This window comes from Solilutibacter pythonis (assembly GCF_003697345.1).
GTDB lineage: Bacteria > Pseudomonadota > Gammaproteobacteria > Xanthomonadales > Xanthomonadaceae > Solilutibacter > Solilutibacter pythonis.
The window spans coordinates 170,171-187,999 of sequence record NZ_RFLY01000002.1; the positions used below are offsets into that span (position 1 = coordinate 170,171).

The window sequence follows — 17,829 nt, forward strand, 5'->3', positions numbered from 1 at the left end:
ATGGCGTTGACCAAGGCGGAAATGGCCGAGCGTCTTTTCGATGAAGTCGGCCTCAACAAGCGCGAGGCGAAAGAGTTCGTGGATGCGTTTTTCGACACCTTGAGGCAAGGGCTGGAAGGCGGACGGCAGGTGAAGCTGTCCGGCTTCGGCAACTTCGACCTGCGCCGGAAGAACCCGCGTCCCGGCCGCAATCCCAAGACTGGCGAGGAAATCCCGATCACCGCGCGCACGGTGGTGACTTTCCGCCCCGGGCAGAAGCTCAAGGAGCGAGTGGAGGCTTATGCTGGACCCAGGTAGCAACAAGGAGCTGCCGCCGATCCCGGCCAAGCGCTATTTCACGATTGGCGAAGTCAGCGAGCTGTGCGATGTCAAGCCGCATGTGCTGCGCTACTGGGAGACCGAATTTCCCAGCCTGAGCCCAGTGAAGCGGCGTGGCAACCGCCGCTACTATCAGCGTCACGACGTGCTGATGGTGCGGCAGATCCGTGGCTTGCTCTACGAACAGGGCTACACCATCGGCGGCGCCCGCCTGCAACTGGAGGGCGAAAGCGGCAAGCAGGAGTCCGCGCTGTCCAGCCAGATCATCAAGCAGGTGCGGTTGGAGCTGGAAGAGGTCCTGCACTTGTTGAAGCGCTAAGCGGCTGCACATCGTCTATAATGGCCGGCCTCTCGGGGTATAGCGCAGCCTGGTAGCGCACTTGTCTGGGGGACAAGTGGTCGTCGGTTCGAATCCGGCTACCCCGACCAAAAAAGTCAACGGCAACATGGACTTAGCTCTGTGTTGCCGTTTGTCTTCATAGGGTGTCACCCTATTGCCACCCTATGCGGCTCGGCTTCCCGGAACGTTTCGGGAAATCCAGAAAACCCCGGAAATTCCGGGGTTTTTTGTTGTCCGGCTGTCTGTGGCGTCCCGGGAGGGTTGATTGAATCCGGGGGCAACTGGCAGGGGCGGGGGCAGCCCAATAGGCCCGTGGAGGGTTGCTACCCTCACGGAGTCGCTTCCAGCGGTCAATCGGCAACGGTTGCCCTTGACGAAGTCGCGCAGATGCCGGATAAGGCGGCAGGATGCGTATGGGAGAGCCGCTCTCGCGTCCCGGGTTGGGGGGCTGGCGTTTTGATGGCGAGCTCTCGCAGTAGCCTACGGAGAGTCGCCCTCGCGCTTGCGTTGGTTGGCTGGCGTTTTACCCTGAAGCAAATCCTTGTCGTTTGACATTCCCGCCAGGGCTTTCGCGGTGGCTGCTCGAACCGGCTGCTCTCTTCCTCTCACTTGTATAGACATCGGGTGTTGTCACTGTCCCGTTCACCGTATCTATGTATGGAGTGCTTAGGGGGCAAAGCCTCGTTGCCGGCCAATTCGGCAGCGACTGATTTGTTTGGTGGTGAAGTGATATTTCTTCATGTCCGTCCTCATCGTTGACGGGCTTTTATAAAGGCGGAGATACGGCGCGCATGGGCAGGGCATGGAGAAAAGCCCGCTTCGGCGGGCTTTTGTGTCAGTTTCTTGGGTCTGCGATCAAGCGTGCTGGCGAGCCGTACAGTAGCAATACTTTCGCGCCCACTTGAAGTGCCGGCTCGGGGCCTTGCACGACACTCATTAGGTTGCCGTTTTCTGTCTGTACGACGTATTCAATACCGGTTGTAGCGCTGGCACCACGTTCGGCGGCCGCCCCAACGATTCCGCCGACTACCGCGCCGCCGATGGCGCCGATCACGTTGGCGGAATCACTGCCTCCAACGTTCGAGCCCACGACCGCGCCAGCGGCAGCGCCGCTGGCGGTTCCAACGCCGCGTGATCCGTCAATGCGTACTGGGCGTGCGCTGATTATTGTCGCACCGACAGATCGATTGACTTGTCCAACGCTACCAATCGAGTAGCTATCCGGGCGGACGTTCGGCGTGCAGGCCGGGAGGGCAAGCGCGCATAAAAGCGATAGCGTGAGTCCACGCATCTACTCGGCCTTGTTCAGGTCGGCGGGGAACATCGGGCGTGATACGTCAACGGTCTCAAGCGCCTGGAGGAACTTGGCGATGTTGTTCTGCGCCGACCGATTGATGGATTCGCGGGCGCGAATGACGCCAACGAAAGCATAGTCGAACGGTACGGTGCCTTCCGCCTCGATATCTTGCGTATAAATGATGCCGCCAGTCGCGCGGTCGATCAGTTCGTAGCGGGCGATGGTCTTGGTGGTCATGGATGCGCCGAAGTTAGGTATGTCAAGCGCGAGTATCTTCACCGACAGGCTTAGCTTGCGAGGTGCGTCATCCTTGAAGATTGCCATGCGGTTGATGGCTTCAGTGAGTGCGGTCTGCCACATTTGCGGCACTTCATGTTGAGCGGGTGCCGGGATCTTGCCCTTCGCTTCGTCTGGCCGCGCAAGCGTTACGGTGAGCGAGCGCATTTCGGCATCAATCTTTTGCTGGCTTATGCCGACATCCGGAACAGAAAAGTTGAGTGGTGGATTACTGGCACACCCCGTCAGGACGCCTGCCGCGATAACGAGTGCGAAGATCTTTGCTTTCATGGGTTCCCCATCTGGTTGTTGTCAGCCCTTCCGCCTGGCCGCTGTATCCGTTGCCAGGTTGATGGATTCGTACTTTGATCGATCCAAGGTCTTGCCACCGATCTGCCAATCGCATGGTGTGCCTTGTATTCCCCGAACTGCTTGTTGCCGTTGACAACATACACTCCGTTAGCGCGTATTGCCAGTTCCTTCGAGTTGTGCTGAGCCATCGACGTTGATTAAAGGGCCATGAGCATCGAATCACTTGATTCGAGTGCCGATGCCAGCCACTGGTTCGTGGATGGCTGGGTGGGAGCGCGTTGTTCTCCAGGCGTTATCGGCCCCGGGGCGGTTCATTGGGGAATTGCAGGTGAATATGGTTTTCGGCGTTCATGATGGGGACGATCCAGGCAAGCCTCGGAAGGCTCGCATACGCTTTCCCGGCTTCCCGGCTTCCCGGCTTCCCGGCTTCCCGGCTTCCCGGCTTCCCGGCTTCCCGGCTTCCCGGCTTCCCGGCTTCCCGGCTTCCCGGCTTCCCGGCTTCCCGGCTTCCCGGCTTCCCGGCTTCCCGGCTTCCCGGCTTCCCGGCTTCCCGGCTTCCCGGCTTCCAGGCTTCCAGGCTTCCAGGCTTCCAGGCTTCCAGGCTTCCAGGCTTCCAGGCTTCCAGGCTTCCAGGCTTCCAGGCTTCCAGGCGATACGCCAGGCAATTTGGCAATGACGCGTATTCATATGGCGGAGCTGCGCTAATGAACTGCGTGTATACCGGAGGCATGGGGGGGCATGCCGCTCGTTCCGTGCGCGTGGGCGGGGCATCGGGGGATGGCGCCGAATTCGGTTCCGGTGTGGGGCGTTGCCGTGGCGCGTAGCCGAAATTGCCGGGGAATTGCCGCACTTAAATGAAAGACGCCGGGAAAATCCCGGCGTTTTCTCGGTCATTGTTTTCGTGGTCGGTCAGCTCAACCGCGCCCGCGCGGGCCGCGATTGCCGCCGCCGGGTTTGGGGCCGCCCGGTTTAGGGCCGCGGCTGCCTGGCGGGCGGGGGCCACCGGGGCGAGGCCCGCGGTTCTGGCGTGGGGCCTGGCCATATGGGTTGAAGCCGGGCGTGGCGTGATCGGAGGGGAAGCTGGGGGCGTTGCCGGGATGCCCGTAGGGGTGTTTCGGTTTGCCGGGCTGGCCGCGGTTGCCTTCGCCCTGGCGGAAGCCGCCACCGGCATTGGGGCCGGCCGATTTGCCGCGCGGTTTATTGCCCCACGGTTTCTTTGGGCCGCGGCCATCGGCGTTGCGGTGGCCGGTGGGGCCGGTATCGACGCCCTCGGGCACGTACCAGGTGCGCATCGCCGCCGGGTTGCTGTCGCCACGTTGTTCGCCCGGACGCATGCGCTGGCCCTGCGGGCGCGGCCCTTTGGGCTTGAAGGTCTTGTTGGCCTGCTTGGCGGCGGCCTCGCCGCTGATTGTCAGGCCCCCGGTTTTCCGGGGGGCGCCGCGACGGCCGCGATCTTCGCGCACATGGTCGAAGCGGCGCAGCTCGCGGCCTTCGTCGGCGGTATTGTGGCCGCCGATGTAGCCGCCCTGGCTCCTGCGCTCGCCCCCCAGGTGCACGGTGGATTTCGCCGCGCGGCGCTGGCCGATTACCGGCAGCAGCGTCAGGGCGGCGGGGATGCTGTCTTCCAGCCCCACGGATTTCTGCAACGCCGTGACCTGGGCATCGGTGAGTTCCTGCGACTGCCCGCGCAGGAGCGGCTGCGGCAGGCTGACGTTGCCGTAACGGATGCGCTTCAGCCGCGAGACTTGGCAGCCCTGCGATTCCCACAGGCGGCGCACTTCGCGGTTGCGGCCTTCGGTCAGGGTGACGCGGAACCAGTCGTGCGAATCGGTGCCGGACATGCGCTCGATGGCGTCGAACTTGGCCGGGCCGTCCTCCAACGTCACGCCGCGCCGCAGGTGCTCGACGAGCTTTTCGCCGACCGTCTCCTCGCCTTCGGGCGCGCGCACGCGGCAGACGTATTCGCGTTCGACATCGAAGCTTGGGTGCATCATCGCGTTGGCCAGCTCGCCATCGGTGGTGAGCAGCAGCAGGCCGCTGGTGTTGATGTCGAGGCGGCCGATCGAAATCCAGCGCGAGCCTTTCAGTACCGGCAGGCCATCGAAGATGGTCGGGCGCCCTTCGGGGTCTTCGCGGGTGGTGACTTCGCCTTCCGGCTTGTTGTACATGAGGACGCGCGGCGACTCGGTCAGCGCGCTGGCGATGAAGCTGCGGCCATCCATGTCGATCTTGTCGCCGGCCTTGACCGACATGCCGACCTTGGCCGGCTCGCCATTGACGATCACCTTGCCATCGGCGATGCGCTGTTCCAGCGCGCGGCGCGAGCCAAGCCCGGCCTGCGCCAGTACCTTATGCAGGCGTTCTTCCAGCTTGGCGGTGGCGGGCTCGGCGCCGTCGCGTTTCAAGGACAGCCTGCGGCGTTCGTTGTTGTTGCTCATTGCATGCTCCTGACTTCGCCATCGGCGGCGATGTCGTGTTCTTCGTGTTCGGGAGGGGAGGAAGGGGGCGATGCGGCTTCGGCGGCATCGTCCGGCGTGGGGGCGGCGGCGTTGGCGGCTTGCCGGTCATCGGCGGATGCCGGTGCGGTTTCGGTTTCTTCGCCATCGCCCGCGGGATGTTCGGGCAGGGGGGGCTCGTCGCGGGTGTTGGCCGCGCCGGGCGGTTCCGCCGCCATGTCGGCGTTGGCGCCGGCGGCGATTGGGGCATCGTTGAAGTTGAATTGCGGGTCGAGTTCGCCGAAGTCCTTGAGTTCCGACAGCGGCGGTAGTTCGTCGAGTTTCTTCAGGCCGAAATAGTCGAGGAAGGTCTTGGTGGTGCCGAGCAGTTCCGGGCGGCCGGGGACGTCGCGGTGGCCGACCGAGCGGATCCAGTCGCGCTCCTCCAGCGCCTTGATGATGTTGCTGTTGGTGGCGACGCCGCGGATCTGCTCGATCTCGCCGCGGGTGATCGGCTGGCGGTAGGCGATCAGCGCCAGGGTTTCCAGGGTGGCGCGGGTGTATTTGGTCTGGCGTTCGGCCCACAGCCGGGAGACCCACGGGTGGACATCGGATTTGACCTGGTAGCGCCAGCCGCTGGCGACTTCCACCAGTTCCATGCCGCGTTCTTCGCAGGCGTTCCGCAATTCGGCCAGCGCGGTTTGCAGGCCGCCTTCCGGGGGCGGCTCGTCCACGGTGAACAACGCCGCGAGCTGGGTAAGCGTGAGCGGCATGCCGGACGCCAGTAGCGCGGCTTCGACGATGCGGTTGATCAGGGATTGTTCCATGGCAATCAGGTCTTCGGTTTCGTCATGCCGGGGCATGGACGGCATCGGGGGTCATTCGCTGGCGGCCTCGGTGGCCGGCTCGGCGTCGTCGAACTCGCTCCGCGGTATCTCGGCCTGGGCGTCCTCGCCGAGGGCGAGTGATTTGACGTAGATAGGGGCGAGGGGGGCTTCCTGCACGATCTCGACCAACTGTTCCTTGGCCAGAGTCAGCAGGCCGAGGAAGGTCACCACCGCGCCCAGCCGGCCCTCCTCGGCGGTGAACAGCGATTCGAAGCGGTGGAAGGCGCCATCGCCCAGCAATTCCATCAATTCGCTCATGCGTTGGCGCACGCTGAGCGCATCGCGCCTGATCGCGTGCTGGGTGAACAGTTCGGCGCGTTTCAGCACGTCGTGCAACGCCAGCAGCATTTCGCGCAGATCCACTTGCGGGGGCTCGCGCGAGACCTTGTGGTCGGGTACGTGCTGGGCGGCGGCGCAGGTGGTGTCGCGCTCCTGCCGGGGTAGGGTGTCCAGGTCCTCGGCGGCCTGCTTGTAGCGCTCGTATTCCTGGAGGCGGCGCACCAGATCGGCGCGTGGGTCTTCCTCGACGCCTTCGTCGTTGACCGGGCGCGGCAGCAGCATGCGCGACTTGATCTCGGCCAGGATCGCGGCCATCACCAGGTATTCGGCGGCCAACTCGAAACGCATCTCGTGCATGGCCTGGATGTAGTCGACGTACTGGCGGGTGATTTCCGCCACCGGGATGTCGAGGATGTCGAGATTCTGCCGGCGGATGAGATAAAGCAGCAGGTCGAGCGGCCCTTCGAAGGCTTCGAGGATCACTTCCAGCGCGTCCGGCGGGATGTAGAGATCCTTCGGGATTTCCAGCACCGGCTGGCCGAGCACCGTCGCCAGCGGCATTTCCTGCTGCTGGGGATGCGTGGGCATGGCGGGTGCGGTGGCCTCGTCGGCGCGGTCTTCGGTCATGGATGCGGGAAGGGCCGGGCCGGAGCCGCGGCGGAGGAAAGGGCATCGATACAACATCCGATCCACGACCGTCTCGCCACGGGGGCGGGTCGCGCATGAAATCGGGAGGAAGGCGAGCGGCGGCGCCGGATGACGGACGCGTCGGGCCTCGCGTGCGGCTAAGGGTAAGCGCAATGCGGTTGGCATGTAAAGCAGGTCGAGCGGCCCTGGGCGCGGTCTGCTACGCTCGCCCACCCTCAATCCGTCCTCCATTGCGATGTGGTATCTGATCGAAGGTTTCGACGGCGCCGAAGCGCTGCCGCGGCGCGCCCTGCACCGGCCCGCCCATCTGGCGCGGCTTGCGGGATTGCGCGATGAAGGCCGCCTGCTGGTGGCCGGGCCGTGTCCGGCGATCGATGCCGAGGACCCCGGCCCGGCCGGCTTCAGCGGCAGCCTGGTGATCGCCGAGTTCGCCTCGCTCGACGCCGCGCGCGCGTGGGCGGAGGCCGACCCTTACTTGACTGGCGGCGTTTACGCGCGGGTCGAGGTGCGCCCGTTTCGCAAGGTGCTGCCATGAGCCGTACCGAAGCCGATATCCCCCGGCTCAACCCGGGGCGCATCGAGCGCATGCGCGAATTGCTCGGCGCGGCTTTCGCGCCCACCGAACTGGATATCCGCGACGACAGCCACAAACATGCCGGTCATGGCGGCGGCGCGCACGGCCATGGGCATTTCAGCGTGCGCATCGTCAGCGCTCGGTTTGCCGGGATGACGCCGCTGGCCCGTCATCGCGCCGTCTACGCCGCGCTTGGCGAGATGATGCGCGAGGACATTCACGCGCTGGCGATCGAGGCGCGCGCGCCAGCCTGAAGCCCGGCCACGCCATTCGGGCGGCCCCCGGCGCATCGGCGGAAACGGGCCGTGCCGGCGCGACCCGACAACGGCGGCGCTACCGGTATACTCGCGTGTCGGATTGCCGATGCCGATGATGAGATGCCTCCCTCCAATCCACGGAGGCGGGCGAGAGTTCATCCAAATCCTGTCCGTGAACCCGATCGCGGAGCCACCTGTATCGCCCATGCGCCTGTCCACCATCAAGCTTGCCGGCTTCAAGTCCTTCGTCGATCCCACCACCCTGCATCTGCCGACCAACATGACCGGTGTGGTCGGGCCGAATGGCTGCGGCAAGTCCAACATCATCGACGCGGTGCGCTGGGTGATGGGCGAATCCTCGGCCAGCCGCCTACGCGGCGACAGCTCCACCGACGTGATCTTCTCCGGCTCCAATTCGCGCAAGCCGGTCTCGCAGGCCACGGTGGAGTTGCTCTTCGACAATAGCGACCACGCCATCACCGGCGAATTCGCCGCCTTCAACGAGATATCGGTCAAGCGCTCGGTGGGCCGCGACGGCCAGTCCAGCTATTACCTGAATGGCGCCAAGGTGCGCCGTAAGGACATCACCGATCTGTTCCTCGGCACCGGCCTGGGGCCGCGCAGTTATTCGATCATCGAGCAGGGCATGATTTCGCAGGTCATCGAGGCGAAGCCCGAGGAACTGCGCGTTTACCTGGAAGAGGCCGCCGGCATCTCCAAGTACAAGGAGCGGCGAAAGGAAACCGAGAACCGCATCCGCGCCACCCGCGAGAACCTTGAGCGCCTTACCGACCTGCGCGATGAAGTCGGCAAGCAGTTGAACCATCTGGCCCGGCAGGCGCGTCAGGCCGAGCAGTACACCGCGATCCAGGCCGAGCGGCGGATCAAGGACGCCGAATGGAAGGCGCTGCAATACCGCGCGCTGGATGCCGACCTGCAACGGCACCGGCAGGCGCTGGCCGCCGACGAGACGAAACTCGAACAATTGGTCGCCGAGCAGCGCCAGGCCGAGCGCGAGATCGAGACCGGGCGCGAGCGTCACCAGTCGGCGATCGATGCCCATGCGCAGGCGCAGGCCGAGGTCTACCGCGTCGGCGGCGTGCTGGCGCGGCTGGAACAGCAGATTCAGCATCAGCACGAACTCGCCACCCGCTTGGTCACCGCGCGCGACGAGGCCGAGGCCGCGCTTTCGGAAGTCGTCGCCCACATCGGCAGCGACGAGGAAGCCTTGGAGATGCTGCGGGAAAGCCTGCTGGACGCCGAGCCACGCCTGGCCGAGTTGCGCGAGGGTGACGAAGCGCGGCAGGAGGCCCTGCGCGAGGCCGAATCGAAGCTGGGCGACTGGCAGCAGCGTTGGGAGACGCAGAGCCGCGAGCAGGCCGAGGCCGCGCGCGCCGGCGATGTCGAGCGCACCCGTGTGGGCTATCTCGACCGCCAACTGCTGGATGCCGAGCGTCGCCGCGAGAAGCTGGCCGAGGAGCGCGCCGCGCTGGACCTGGATGCCCTGGCCGAAGCCTTCGCCGGACTGGAGCTGCGCCACGAGGAGCAGAAAACCGGCATCGACACCCTGCAAACGCAGGTCGAGACGCGCAAGCAGTCCGTCACCGACTTGCAGGAAGAGCAGCGTCAACTGCAATCGCGCCTGGCCGAAGCGCGCAAATCGGCGCAGGAGAAGCGCGGCCGCCTGAGTTCCTTGGAAACGTTGCAGAGCGCCGCGCTGGGGCAGGAGCAGGGCGCCGCGGTGGCCTGGTTGCGCGCGCGCGGGCTCGACAGCGCGCCGCGCGTCGGCGAGGCGCTGACGGTCGAGCCCGGCTGGGAAGCGGCGGTGGAAGGCGCGCTCGGGCAGATGATCGAAGGCGTGCTGGTGGCCTCGCCGGAAAGCCTGGTCGATGTCCTGGGCGAACTGGGCGAGGGCCGGCTGGCGCTGGTCGCGCCGGAAGCGGGCGAAGCCGCGTTCGCGCCGACTTCGCTGGCGGCCAAGGTGCGCGGCCCGTTGGCGATCCGCCGCATGCTGGCCAACCTGCACACGGCCGAATCGCTGGCCGAGGCGCGCGCCATGCTGCCGCGCTTGCCCGAGGGCGCTTCGGTCATCACCCGTGGCGGCGAGCGCATCGGCGCGGGTTGGCTGCGCGTACTGCGTTCGGGCGCGGCCAAGCAGGGCGCGCTGTTGCGCGAGCGCGAGATTCAGGCGCTGCGGGCCGAGATCGAATCGTTGCAGGAAAACGAGCGCGCGCTGGAAGAGCGGATCGCCACGCTCCGCGACCGCGCGCTGGCCGCCGAGCAATCGCGCGAGGAGGCCCAGCGCGCGCTCTACCAGGCGCATCGGGCGGTATCCGAACTGGCCGGGCAGTTGCAGAGCCAGAAGGGGCGGCTGGAATCGGCGCGCGGCCGGCTGTCCCACATCGACCAGGAGCTGGCGCAGATCGCCCAGAGCAATGCCGAGGGCGAAGCGCAGACCCGCGAGGCGCGGGAAAAACTCGAAACCGCCATCGAACGCATGGCCGAACTGGAGGATGCCCGGCAAGTGTTGGATGCCGAACGCCGCCGGCTGGCCGAAGCGCGTGACGCCGCCCGCGAGCGCGCCCGCGAATCTCGTGAGACCGCGCACGCACTGGCGTTGACGGTGGAAACCCAGCGTACCCAGGTCGACTCGCTGACCCGAGCGCTTTCGCGCATGGGGCAGCAGCGTGGGCAACTGGATTCGCGCCTGGGCGAGTTGTCCGCGCAACTGGCGCAGGGCGACAGCCCGGTGCAGGCGCTGGAGGCCGAGCGGCAATCGGCGCTGGATGAGCGCGTGCGCGTCGACCAGGCGTTGGCCGCTGCGCGCGCCGCGCTGGAAACCATCGAATCCGAACTGCGCGCTTTCGAGCAGACCCGCCAGCAGCGCGATGGGCAATCGCTGGCCCAGCGCGAGGCCATCGGCCAGCGCAAGCTGGACCAACAGGCGGCGATGATCGCGGCCAACCGTTTGTCCACCGAGGTGGTCGAAGCCGGCTTTGTGTTGCAGGAGGTCATCGACGGCTTGGCCCACGATGCCGAAGCGGGCGCCTGGGAAAAGGCCGTGACCGACTTCGATGCCAAGCTGCGCCGGCTGGAGCCGGTCAATCTGGCCGCCATCGCCGAGCACGCCGAGGCCGAGGAACGCAAGAAATACCTCGATGCCCAGGATGCCGACCTGATCCTGGCGCTGGAAACGCTGGAAGACGCGATCAAGAAGATCGACCGCGAGACCCGTGGCCGCTTCAAGGACACCTTCGACCGCGTCAACGCCGGCGTGCAGGAACTGTATCCGCGCCTCTTCGGCGGCGGCCACGCCTATCTGGAACTCACCGGCGAGGACTTGCTCGATACCGGCGTCGCCATCATGGCGCGCCCGCCGGGCAAGCGCGTTTCCAACATCTCTCTGCTGTCCGGCGGCGAGAAGGCGATGACCGCGGTGGCGCTGGTGTTCGCCATCTTCCAGCTCAACCCGGCGCCGTTCTGCCTGCTCGACGAGGTCGACGCCCCGTTGGACGAGGCCAACGTCGGCCGCTTCACCGCGATGGTGAAGGAGATGAGCCAGGCCGTGCAATTCCTGTTCGTCACCCACAACAAGGCGACCATGGAGGCTGCCGAGCAGCTCTCCGGCGTTACCATGCGTGAGCCGGGCGTGAGCCGATTGGTGTCCGTGGATCTTGCGGAAGCCTCGCGCATGGTCGGCGCTTCGTAAGCCATCAACGGGATACCTCATGTCCGACACCACGCTCATTCGCATCGGCATCCTGATCGCGGGTGCGATTCTCTTCCTGGGCATCTGGCTGGCCAGCCGGCGGCCGGAGAAGGCCGGGCAGGGGCGCCGGGTGCGCGGGGCGGGCGGGCGCAGCGAGCCGACGCTGGGTGATGGCATCCGCGCCGAACTGGACGAAGCCGAGGCCGCTGGGGCGACGGCGCAGCCGGAGCTGGGCCTCGATGCGCCGGTGCAGAAGCACGAACTCGGCCGCCGCGCCGACGACCAATTCGACAAGATCGTCTCGCTGTTCGTCGCCGCGCGCGCCGGACGCACCCTGCGCGGCCCGGACATCGTGGTCGCCGCCGAAAAGGCCGGGTTGGTGTTCGGCTACATGAACGTGTTTCATCGCCTGATCGACCGCAAGCCGGAGGACGGTCCGGTGTTCAGCGTCGCCAACATCATGAAGCCCGGCAGCTTCGATATGGCCGGGATCCATGCGGTGGAAACGCCGGCTATCGCCTTTTTCCTCACCTTGCCCGCGCCGGTCAGCGCGCTGGAAGCCTGGGAAACGATGGAGCCGACCGCTCAGCGCATGGCGGAACTGCTCGACGGCGTGGTGCTGGACTCCGACCGCAACGCGCTGGGCCGCCAGCGCATCGGCCACATCCGTGAGGAACTGCGCGCCTACGACCGCCAGCGCGAGGCGCCGCCGCTGACCAGGCCGGGGCGCTGGTGAGGTCGGCCTGATCGATCGAGGGCTTGTGTCGCCGCCAGTCGCGCGGCCGCGGCCAACTGGTTCGCGGCGGCGGCGGGACGGACGGGGAGGCCCGTGGCCAAGCGCCATCGAACGAATCGTCGCCAGCATGGCGGCAAGTCTTCGCCTCGCCGGTAAAATTCCCGCATGACCGACGCCGCCCGCCGCCACGCCGATCTCGCCACCCGTATACGCGCGGCCGATCATCGCTATTACGTGCTTGACGATCCCGACATCGTCGATGCCGATTACGACGCCCTGATGCGCGAGTTGATCGCCCTGGAAGCGGCGCATCCCGAACTGGTCACGGCCGATTCGCCGAGCCAGCGCGTGGGCGATGCGCCGTCGGCGAAGTTCGCGAGCGTGGCCCATGCGGTGCCGATGCTGTCGCTCGCCAATGCCTTCGACGACGACGAAGTGCGCGAGTTCGTCGCCCGCATCGAAAAGGAAACCGGCGATGCCGAGCCGCTGTTTTCGGTGGAGCCGAAGCTCGACGGCCTCGCCATCAGCCTGCGCTACGAGGGCGGGGTGTTCGTGCGCGGCGCCACCCGCGGCGACGGCGCCACCGGCGAGGACGTCACCCTCAACCTGCGCACGGTGAAATCGATCCCGCTGCGGCTCCTCGACGACGCGCCCGACGTACTGGAAGTGCGCGGCGAGGTGGTGATGAAGACAGCCGCGTTCAAACGCTACAACGCCTGGGCGCTGGCCAACGGGCACAAGCTGCTGGCCAATCCGCGCAACGGCGCGGCCGGCAGCCTGCGCCAGCTCGACCCGCGCATCACGGCGCGGCGTCCGTTGAGTTTCTTCGCCTATGCGCTGGGCCAGGTGAAAGGCGCCGCGCTGCCGCCGACCCACTCGGAAACCCTGCGATGGCTAGGCCGGCTCGGCTTCCCGGTCAGTGCCGAAGCCGGGGTGGCATGCGGTGGCGATGGCCTGCTGGCCTATTACCGCGAGATTGGCGCCCGTCGCGACGCGCTCCCCTACGACATCGACGGCGTGGTCTACAAGCTCGACCGTTTCGACCAGCAGCGCGCGATGGGCTTCGTCTCGCGCGCGCCGCGCTGGGCCATCGCCCACAAATTCCCGGCGCAGGAAGCCAGCACCACGGTCGAATCGATCGAGGTCAATGTCGGCCGCACCGGCGCGGTCACGCCCTGGGTGCTGATGCGACCGGTACACGTTGGCGGTGTCACCGTCGCCCGCGCCACCCTGCACAATGCCGATCAGATCGCCCGGCTCGACGTGCGCGTCGGCGATACGGTCATCGTCCGCCGCGCCGGCGACGTGATCCCGGAAGTGGTGCGCGTGGTGGAATGCCAGCGCCCGCTGGATGCCGAGGGCCAGCCGTTGCATCCGCCATACGCGTTGCCGACCCATTGCCCGGTCTGCGGCTCGCTGGTCGAGCGTGAGGATGGCGAAGTGGTCGCGCGTTGCAGCGGCGGCCTGTTCTGCCCGGCGCAGCGGGTGCAGGCACTGTTCCATTTCGCCTCGCGCCGGGCGATGGATATTGAAGGGTTGGGCGAGCGCTTCGCCGAGGCGCTGGTGGAATTCGGCTACGTCGAGACCGTGGCCGATCTCTACAAGCTCGCCGTCGGCGATTTCATCGAGATGAAGCGCCGCGCCGACGAGCGCGACGGCAGCGTGCCGGAAACGGTGAAGGCCGGAAAGATCGCCACCAAATGGGCGGAAAACCTGGTTGCCGCCATCGATGCCAGCCGCGCCACCACGCTGGCGCGGCTGCTGTTCGCGCTTGGCATTCGCGATGTCGGCGAGTCCACCGCCAAAACGCTGGTCCGCCATTTCGGCGCGCTCGACGCGCTGATGGCCGCCGACGAAGCCGCACTGCACGAAGTGCCCGACGTCGGCCCGGTGGTGGCCGCGCATATCGTCCACTTCTTCGCCCAGCCGCATAACCGCAAGGTGATCGCCGCCCTGCGCACCGGTGGCGTGCACTGGCCGGAAGGCACGCCGCGGCGTTCGACCGAGGGGCCGCTGGCCGGCAAGACCGTGGTGCTGACCGGGGGGCTCGCCAGCATGACCCGTGATGAAGCGGGGGCGAGACTGGAGGCGCTGGGCGCGAAGGTGAGCGGCAGCGTGTCGAAGAAGACCGGCATCGTGGTGGCCGGCGAGGCCGCTGGCAGCAAGCTGGCGAAGGCGCAAGCGCTTGGCCTCGACATCTGGGACGAAGCGGCGCTGCTGCGTTTCCTGAATCGCCACGCCGCCCGCACGCCCCATGCGCGGATGCCGCCCGTCCGCGCGGCGTTCCTGCGAACCGGCAAGCGCAGTCTTCGATATCTTGGATCGCGTGGACGCGCGCGGCGCCGTGCGCGGCCTCGTGGTTTGGCCTGACGCTCCATGCGCGACTGGCAACCCTCCGCATCGTTCGAAAGCCTGCGCCTGCGCGCCGGGCTGAACCGCCTGATCCGCGAATTCTTCCATGCGCGCGGCGTGCTGGAAGTGGAAACGCCGATGATGTCGCTGGCTGGCGTCACCGACATCCACATCGCGCCGTTTTCGCTGCAATTCTCCGGCCGCACCGATGGCGCGCCACGCACGCGCTGGCTGCGCACCTCGCCCGAATACCCGATGAAACGCCTGCTCGCCGCTGGCCTTGGCGATTGCTACGAACTGGGCCGGGTGTTCCGCGATGGCGAGGCCGGCGGCCGCCACAATCCCGAGTTCACCCTGCTGGAGTGGTATCGGCTTGGCTGGGATCACCATCGCCTGGTCGGCGAGACGGTCGCGCTGGTGCGGGCGGCGCTGGCGCTGGTCGGGCGCGCGGCGGCTTCGGTCGAGATCGTGACCTACCGCGAGCTGTACCGGCGCTCGCTCGGCATCGACCCGTTCACCGCCCCGGTGGCGGATCTGCGCTCGGCGCTCGGCGATGTCGTCATCGATCCCGCCGGCCTGACCCGCGACGACTGGCTCGATTTGCTGATGACCCATCGCATCCAGCCCCTGTTTCCGTGCGATGCGATCACCGTACTGCACGATTACCCGGCATCGCAATGCGCCCTGGCGCGGCTTCGCGACGATGGCGACGGCCACCCCGTGGCCGAGCGTTTCGAGCTTTACCTCGGCCCGCTGGAACTCGCCAACGGCTATCACGAGCTGGGCGACGCGGCCGAGCAGGGCGAGCGCTTCCGCCGTGATGTCGATACACGGCTGGCTCGCGATGGCGCCGCGCCGCCGATCGACCAGCATCTGCTGGACGCGCTGGCGCATGGCCTGCCGGCCTGCGCCGGGGTCGCGCTCGGCATCGACCGGCTGCTGATGGCGATGCGCGAGACCGCCCGCATCGCCGACGTGCTCGCCTTCGATTTCGCCCGCGCCTGAGTCCGTCGGGTTTCTCTTGGCGTTCATCTCGGCGCGTTACATTGCGCGCATGGGGAACTATCCGACATCGCCGCGCTTGGCCTGCCTCCTCCTGATCGCCTTGGCGGGGATGGGGTCGCCGCCGGCCGCGTCGGCCGGTACGCCGGAGCGGGTGCGCTGCGAATCCGTCGCCGAGCGCTGGAGCCACTGCCCGCTGCCGTTCAAGGGCGAGGCGGCCATGCTGCGTCAGCTATCGCGCAATGCCTGCGTCCGCAACTATTCCTGGGGCCAGGACGCGCAGGGCGTCTGGGTGTCGCGTGGTTGCCGCGCCGAGTTCGGCCCGACCCTCGATGGCGAGCAGGCCCAGGCCGGCGCGGCGGCGCGGATGCGTTCGCTGCGCTGCGAATCGCGCAATGGCGCCCATACGCGCTGCCCGGCCGAAACCGGGCAGGGCGTGCGCCTGACCCGGCAACTGTCTTCCATCGATTGCGAACTCGGGCGCAGTTGGGGCTATGACGAAGAAGGGGTCTGGGTCTCGCGCGGTTGCCGTGCCGAATTCCTGGTGGGCGCGAATAAGCGCGGCGATAACTTCTTCGGCCGGTTGTTCCAGCGCAAGAAGCCGGTGCAGGGCGCCTCGGCCGCCATGCCCGGCGATGACGCGACCGGACGGCCGTTGCGTTGCGAATCGCTGAAGGCGCAGCGGCAGGTATGCGCGCTGAAGCCGCCGGCCGGCAAGGTCGAACTGGTGCGGCAACTTTCCAATGCCGCCTGCAAGCGCGGCAGCGGTTGGGGCTGGGACAGCCGTGAGGTCTGGGTCGACAAGGGCTGCCGCGCCGAATTCATGGTCTGGTAACCGGGTTTGCGGTGAAGGTGCATGGCCGGGCGTGGGTGCGTTGAAAAGCCGGGTTGGCCCTTTAGCCTTTCCCGAGGGCCGTATTGAAGACCGGATTGCGGCGTGGCACGCATGCGGCCCGCCGCCGCGCGGAATCCGTGCCCGTGACGGCGCGCCCGGTAGACTCCGCGCATGAGCGCATTCGACTACGCCCGTTACGACCGCATTCGTCCGATCCGCTGGCGCGGCGACGCGCTGGAATTGCTCGACCAGCGCAAACTGCCGTTCGTCACCGAATATGCCCGCGCCGCCAGCAGCGATGAAGTGGCGGCGGCCATCCGCGGGCTGATCGTGCGTGGCGCGCCGGCCATCGGTATTTCGGCCGCCTGGGGTGTGCTGTTGGCGGCCCGCGACGTCGAGGCCGCCGATGGCGACGAAGCCATGGCGAAGCTCGCGCCCGCCATGCGGCGCCTCGGCGCGGCGCGTCCAACCGCGGTCAATCTGGCCTGGGCGCTGGCGCGGATGCGCGCGGTATTGCACGATGCCGGCGCCGGCTGGCGCGAAGTGCTTGAACGCGAGGCCCGGGCCATAGAAACCGAGGACCTGGCCGCGAACCGGGCCATGGGCGTGGCCGGCGCCGCACTCATCGCGCCGGGAAGCGGCGTGCTGACCCACTGCAATACCGGCTCGCTGGCCACCGCCGGTTTCGGCACCGCGCTCGGGGTGATTCGCGCCGGCGTGGCCGAGGGCCGCATCGCGCGGGTGTTCGCCGGGGAGACTAGGCCATGGAACCAGGGCGCGCGATTGACCGTGTGGGAGCTGCAACAGGACGGCATCGATGCCACTTTGATCGCCGATGCCGCCGCCTCGCATCTGATGAGCACCGGGCGGGTGCAGTGGGTGGTCGTCGGCGCCGACCGGATTTGCGCCAACGGTGATACCGCCAACAAGATCGGCACCCGCCAGCTCGCCATCGCCGCCCGCCACCATGGGGTGAAATTCATGGTGGTGGCGCCGTCCTCGACGGTGGACATGGCCACGGCTTCGGGCGATCTCATCGAAATCGAGGAGCGTGACCCGGCCGAGCTGCTCACTCGGCACGGCGAGCGTACCGTCGCCGAAGGCGTGCGGGCCTGGAACCCGGTGTTCGATGTCGCCCCGCACGGGCTGATCGATGCCATCGTCAGCGAGCGCGGCGTGGTGACGCGGCCGAACGCGGCCGCGATGGACGCGACGTTCGGCAAGCGTTGACGCCTCACTCATGACGTTCCGGCCGTGTCGCGCGCGGCCGGGGCGATTTGAAGGCGCTGAAGGCCGGCTGCCGGTGATGGGCCGCCGCCGATCACTGAGACACGGATGCTTGGCGAAGGGCGTCCCGGCGGCGATCCGCGCATGCGCCGCCAAGCATCTGAGACGACTGCCGTGGCTGGCCCCGGCGGGGCGGCGGCGCACGGCAACCCCTTGTTTTTCCGTGGCTTGCAACTGTCGCTGGGGGCTGTCGGATGCTAAAATCCCGCGTCTTTCCGATGCGGCCCGAGGCGCGCGCGCGAAGCGCCCCCTCCGGGCCTTGCGCGGTTGACCGAAACGCCGCCC

At 67.2% G+C, this 17,829-nt stretch carries 14 protein-coding genes and 1 tRNA gene; 11 read left to right on the forward strand and 4 right to left on the reverse strand.

Going from position 1 to position 17,829, the window contains the following annotated elements; all coding sequences use genetic code 11:
* From EBB59_RS02245 to EBB59_RS02255, 3 genes are all read left to right on the forward strand, one after another.
* A complete protein-coding gene (locus EBB59_RS02245; protein ID WP_122100511.1) occupies positions 1–297 on the forward strand; it encodes an integration host factor subunit alpha in 297 nt (98 codons plus the stop codon).
* The gene (locus tag EBB59_RS02250) at positions 281–637 is read left to right on the forward strand and encodes a MerR family transcriptional regulator (RefSeq protein ID WP_122100512.1); all 357 of its coding nucleotides are present in this window, start codon (positions 281–283) and stop codon (positions 635–637) included. The genes EBB59_RS02245 and EBB59_RS02250 overlap by 17 nt, the downstream gene beginning before the upstream one ends.
* 33 nt (positions 638–670) lie before the next feature.
* Positions 671–747, forward strand: a tRNA-Pro gene (locus EBB59_RS02255).
* A 1,202-nt stretch (positions 748–1,949) separates the two neighbouring features.
* Here the strand turns inward: EBB59_RS02255 and EBB59_RS02265 are convergent.
* From EBB59_RS02265 to EBB59_RS02285, 4 genes are all read right to left on the reverse strand, one after another.
* Complete coding sequence (locus tag EBB59_RS02265) at positions 1,950–2,522, reverse strand: YajG family lipoprotein (RefSeq protein ID WP_122100514.1); 573 nt, start codon at positions 2,520–2,522, stop codon at positions 1,950–1,952.
* A 935-nt stretch (positions 2,523–3,457) separates the two neighbouring features.
* Positions 3,458–4,981: a pseudouridine synthase gene (locus EBB59_RS02275; protein WP_122100516.1), complete on the reverse strand. Its 1,524-nt coding sequence runs from the start codon at positions 4,979–4,981 to the stop codon at positions 3,458–3,460.
* Positions 4,978–5,805, reverse strand: a complete 828-nt coding sequence (gene scpB, locus EBB59_RS02280; protein WP_122100572.1) for an SMC-Scp complex subunit ScpB — start codon at positions 5,803–5,805, stop codon at positions 4,978–4,980. Before scpB ends, EBB59_RS02275 begins: the two co-directional genes overlap by 4 nt.
* Before the next feature lie 51 nt (positions 5,806–5,856).
* On the reverse strand, positions 5,857–6,771 hold the full coding sequence (locus EBB59_RS02285; protein WP_122100517.1) for a segregation and condensation protein A: 915 nt from the start codon (positions 6,769–6,771) through the stop codon (positions 5,857–5,859).
* Between the two features lie 256 nt (positions 6,772–7,027).
* Between EBB59_RS02285 and EBB59_RS02290 the strand changes: the two genes are divergently transcribed.
* The 8 genes from EBB59_RS02290 to mtnA all read left to right on the forward strand — a co-directional run bounded on the left by EBB59_RS02290 (position 7,028) and on the right by mtnA (position 17,487).
* A complete protein-coding gene (locus EBB59_RS02290) occupies positions 7,028–7,327 on the forward strand; it encodes a YciI family protein (RefSeq protein ID WP_122100518.1) in 300 nt (99 codons plus the stop codon).
* A 50-nt stretch (positions 7,328–7,377) separates the two neighbouring features.
* Positions 7,378–7,620: a BolA family protein gene (locus EBB59_RS02295; protein ID WP_425451783.1), complete on the forward strand. Its 243-nt coding sequence runs from the start codon at positions 7,378–7,380 to the stop codon at positions 7,618–7,620.
* Positions 7,621–7,828: 208 nt separating this feature from the next.
* On the forward strand, positions 7,829–11,332 hold the full coding sequence (gene smc, locus EBB59_RS02300) for a chromosome segregation protein SMC (RefSeq protein ID WP_122100520.1): 3,504 nt from the start codon (positions 7,829–7,831) through the stop codon (positions 11,330–11,332).
* Positions 11,333–11,351: 19 nt separating this feature from the next.
* Entirely contained in the window at positions 11,352–12,068 is a 717-nt protein-coding gene (gene zipA / locus EBB59_RS02305) for a cell division protein ZipA (protein ID WP_122100521.1), read from the forward strand.
* A gap of 165 nt (positions 12,069–12,233) precedes the next feature.
* Positions 12,234–14,438 (forward strand): NAD-dependent DNA ligase LigA, encoded by a 2,205-nt coding sequence (ligA, locus tag EBB59_RS02310; RefSeq protein WP_122100522.1) that lies wholly within the window; start codon positions 12,234–12,236, stop codon positions 14,436–14,438.
* Positions 14,439–14,444: 6 nt separating this feature from the next.
* Complete coding sequence (gene epmA / locus EBB59_RS02315; RefSeq protein ID WP_122100523.1) at positions 14,445–15,425, forward strand: EF-P lysine aminoacylase EpmA; 981 nt, start codon at positions 14,445–14,447, stop codon at positions 15,423–15,425.
* 76 nt (positions 15,426–15,501) lie between these two features.
* The gene (locus tag EBB59_RS02320; protein ID WP_245978941.1) at positions 15,502–16,257 is read left to right on the forward strand and encodes a DUF3011 domain-containing protein; all 756 of its coding nucleotides are present in this window, start codon (positions 15,502–15,504) and stop codon (positions 16,255–16,257) included.
* A 171-nt stretch (positions 16,258–16,428) separates the two neighbouring features.
* Entirely contained in the window at positions 16,429–17,487 is a 1,059-nt protein-coding gene (gene mtnA, locus EBB59_RS02325; RefSeq protein WP_122100524.1) for an S-methyl-5-thioribose-1-phosphate isomerase, read from the forward strand.
* The last annotated feature ends 342 nt before the right edge of the window (positions 17,488–17,829 follow it).

Bases quoted from the DNA above. Each gene is read 5' to 3' on its own strand.
- EBB59_RS02245 (WP_122100511.1), top strand. From the start codon at position 1: ATGGCGTTGACCAAGGCGGAAATGGCCGAGCGTCTTTTCGATGAAGTC.
- EBB59_RS02250 (WP_122100512.1), top strand. From the start codon at position 281: ATGCTGGACCCAGGTAGCAACAAGGAGCTGCCGCCGATCCCGGCCAAG.
- EBB59_RS02265 (WP_122100514.1), bottom strand. From the start codon at position 2,522: ATGAAAGCAAAGATCTTCGCACTCGTTATCGCGGCAGGCGTCCTGACG.
- EBB59_RS02275 (WP_122100516.1), bottom strand. From the start codon at position 4,981: ATGAGCAACAACAACGAACGCCGCAGGCTGTCCTTGAAACGCGACGGC.
- scpB (WP_122100572.1), bottom strand. From the start codon at position 5,805: ATGGAACAATCCCTGATCAACCGCATCGTCGAAGCCGCGCTACTGGCG.
- EBB59_RS02285 (WP_122100517.1), bottom strand. From the start codon at position 6,771: ATGACCGAAGACCGCGCCGACGAGGCCACCGCACCCGCCATGCCCACG.
- EBB59_RS02290 (WP_122100518.1), top strand. From the start codon at position 7,028: ATGTGGTATCTGATCGAAGGTTTCGACGGCGCCGAAGCGCTGCCGCGG.
- EBB59_RS02295 (WP_425451783.1), top strand. From the start codon at position 7,378: ATGCGCGAATTGCTCGGCGCGGCTTTCGCGCCCACCGAACTGGATATC.
- smc (WP_122100520.1), top strand. From the start codon at position 7,829: ATGCGCCTGTCCACCATCAAGCTTGCCGGCTTCAAGTCCTTCGTCGAT.
- zipA (WP_122100521.1), top strand. From the start codon at position 11,352: ATGTCCGACACCACGCTCATTCGCATCGGCATCCTGATCGCGGGTGCG.
- ligA (WP_122100522.1), top strand. From the start codon at position 12,234: ATGACCGACGCCGCCCGCCGCCACGCCGATCTCGCCACCCGTATACGC.
- epmA (WP_122100523.1), top strand. From the start codon at position 14,445: ATGCGCGACTGGCAACCCTCCGCATCGTTCGAAAGCCTGCGCCTGCGC.
- mtnA (WP_122100524.1), top strand. From the start codon at position 16,429: ATGAGCGCATTCGACTACGCCCGTTACGACCGCATTCGTCCGATCCGC.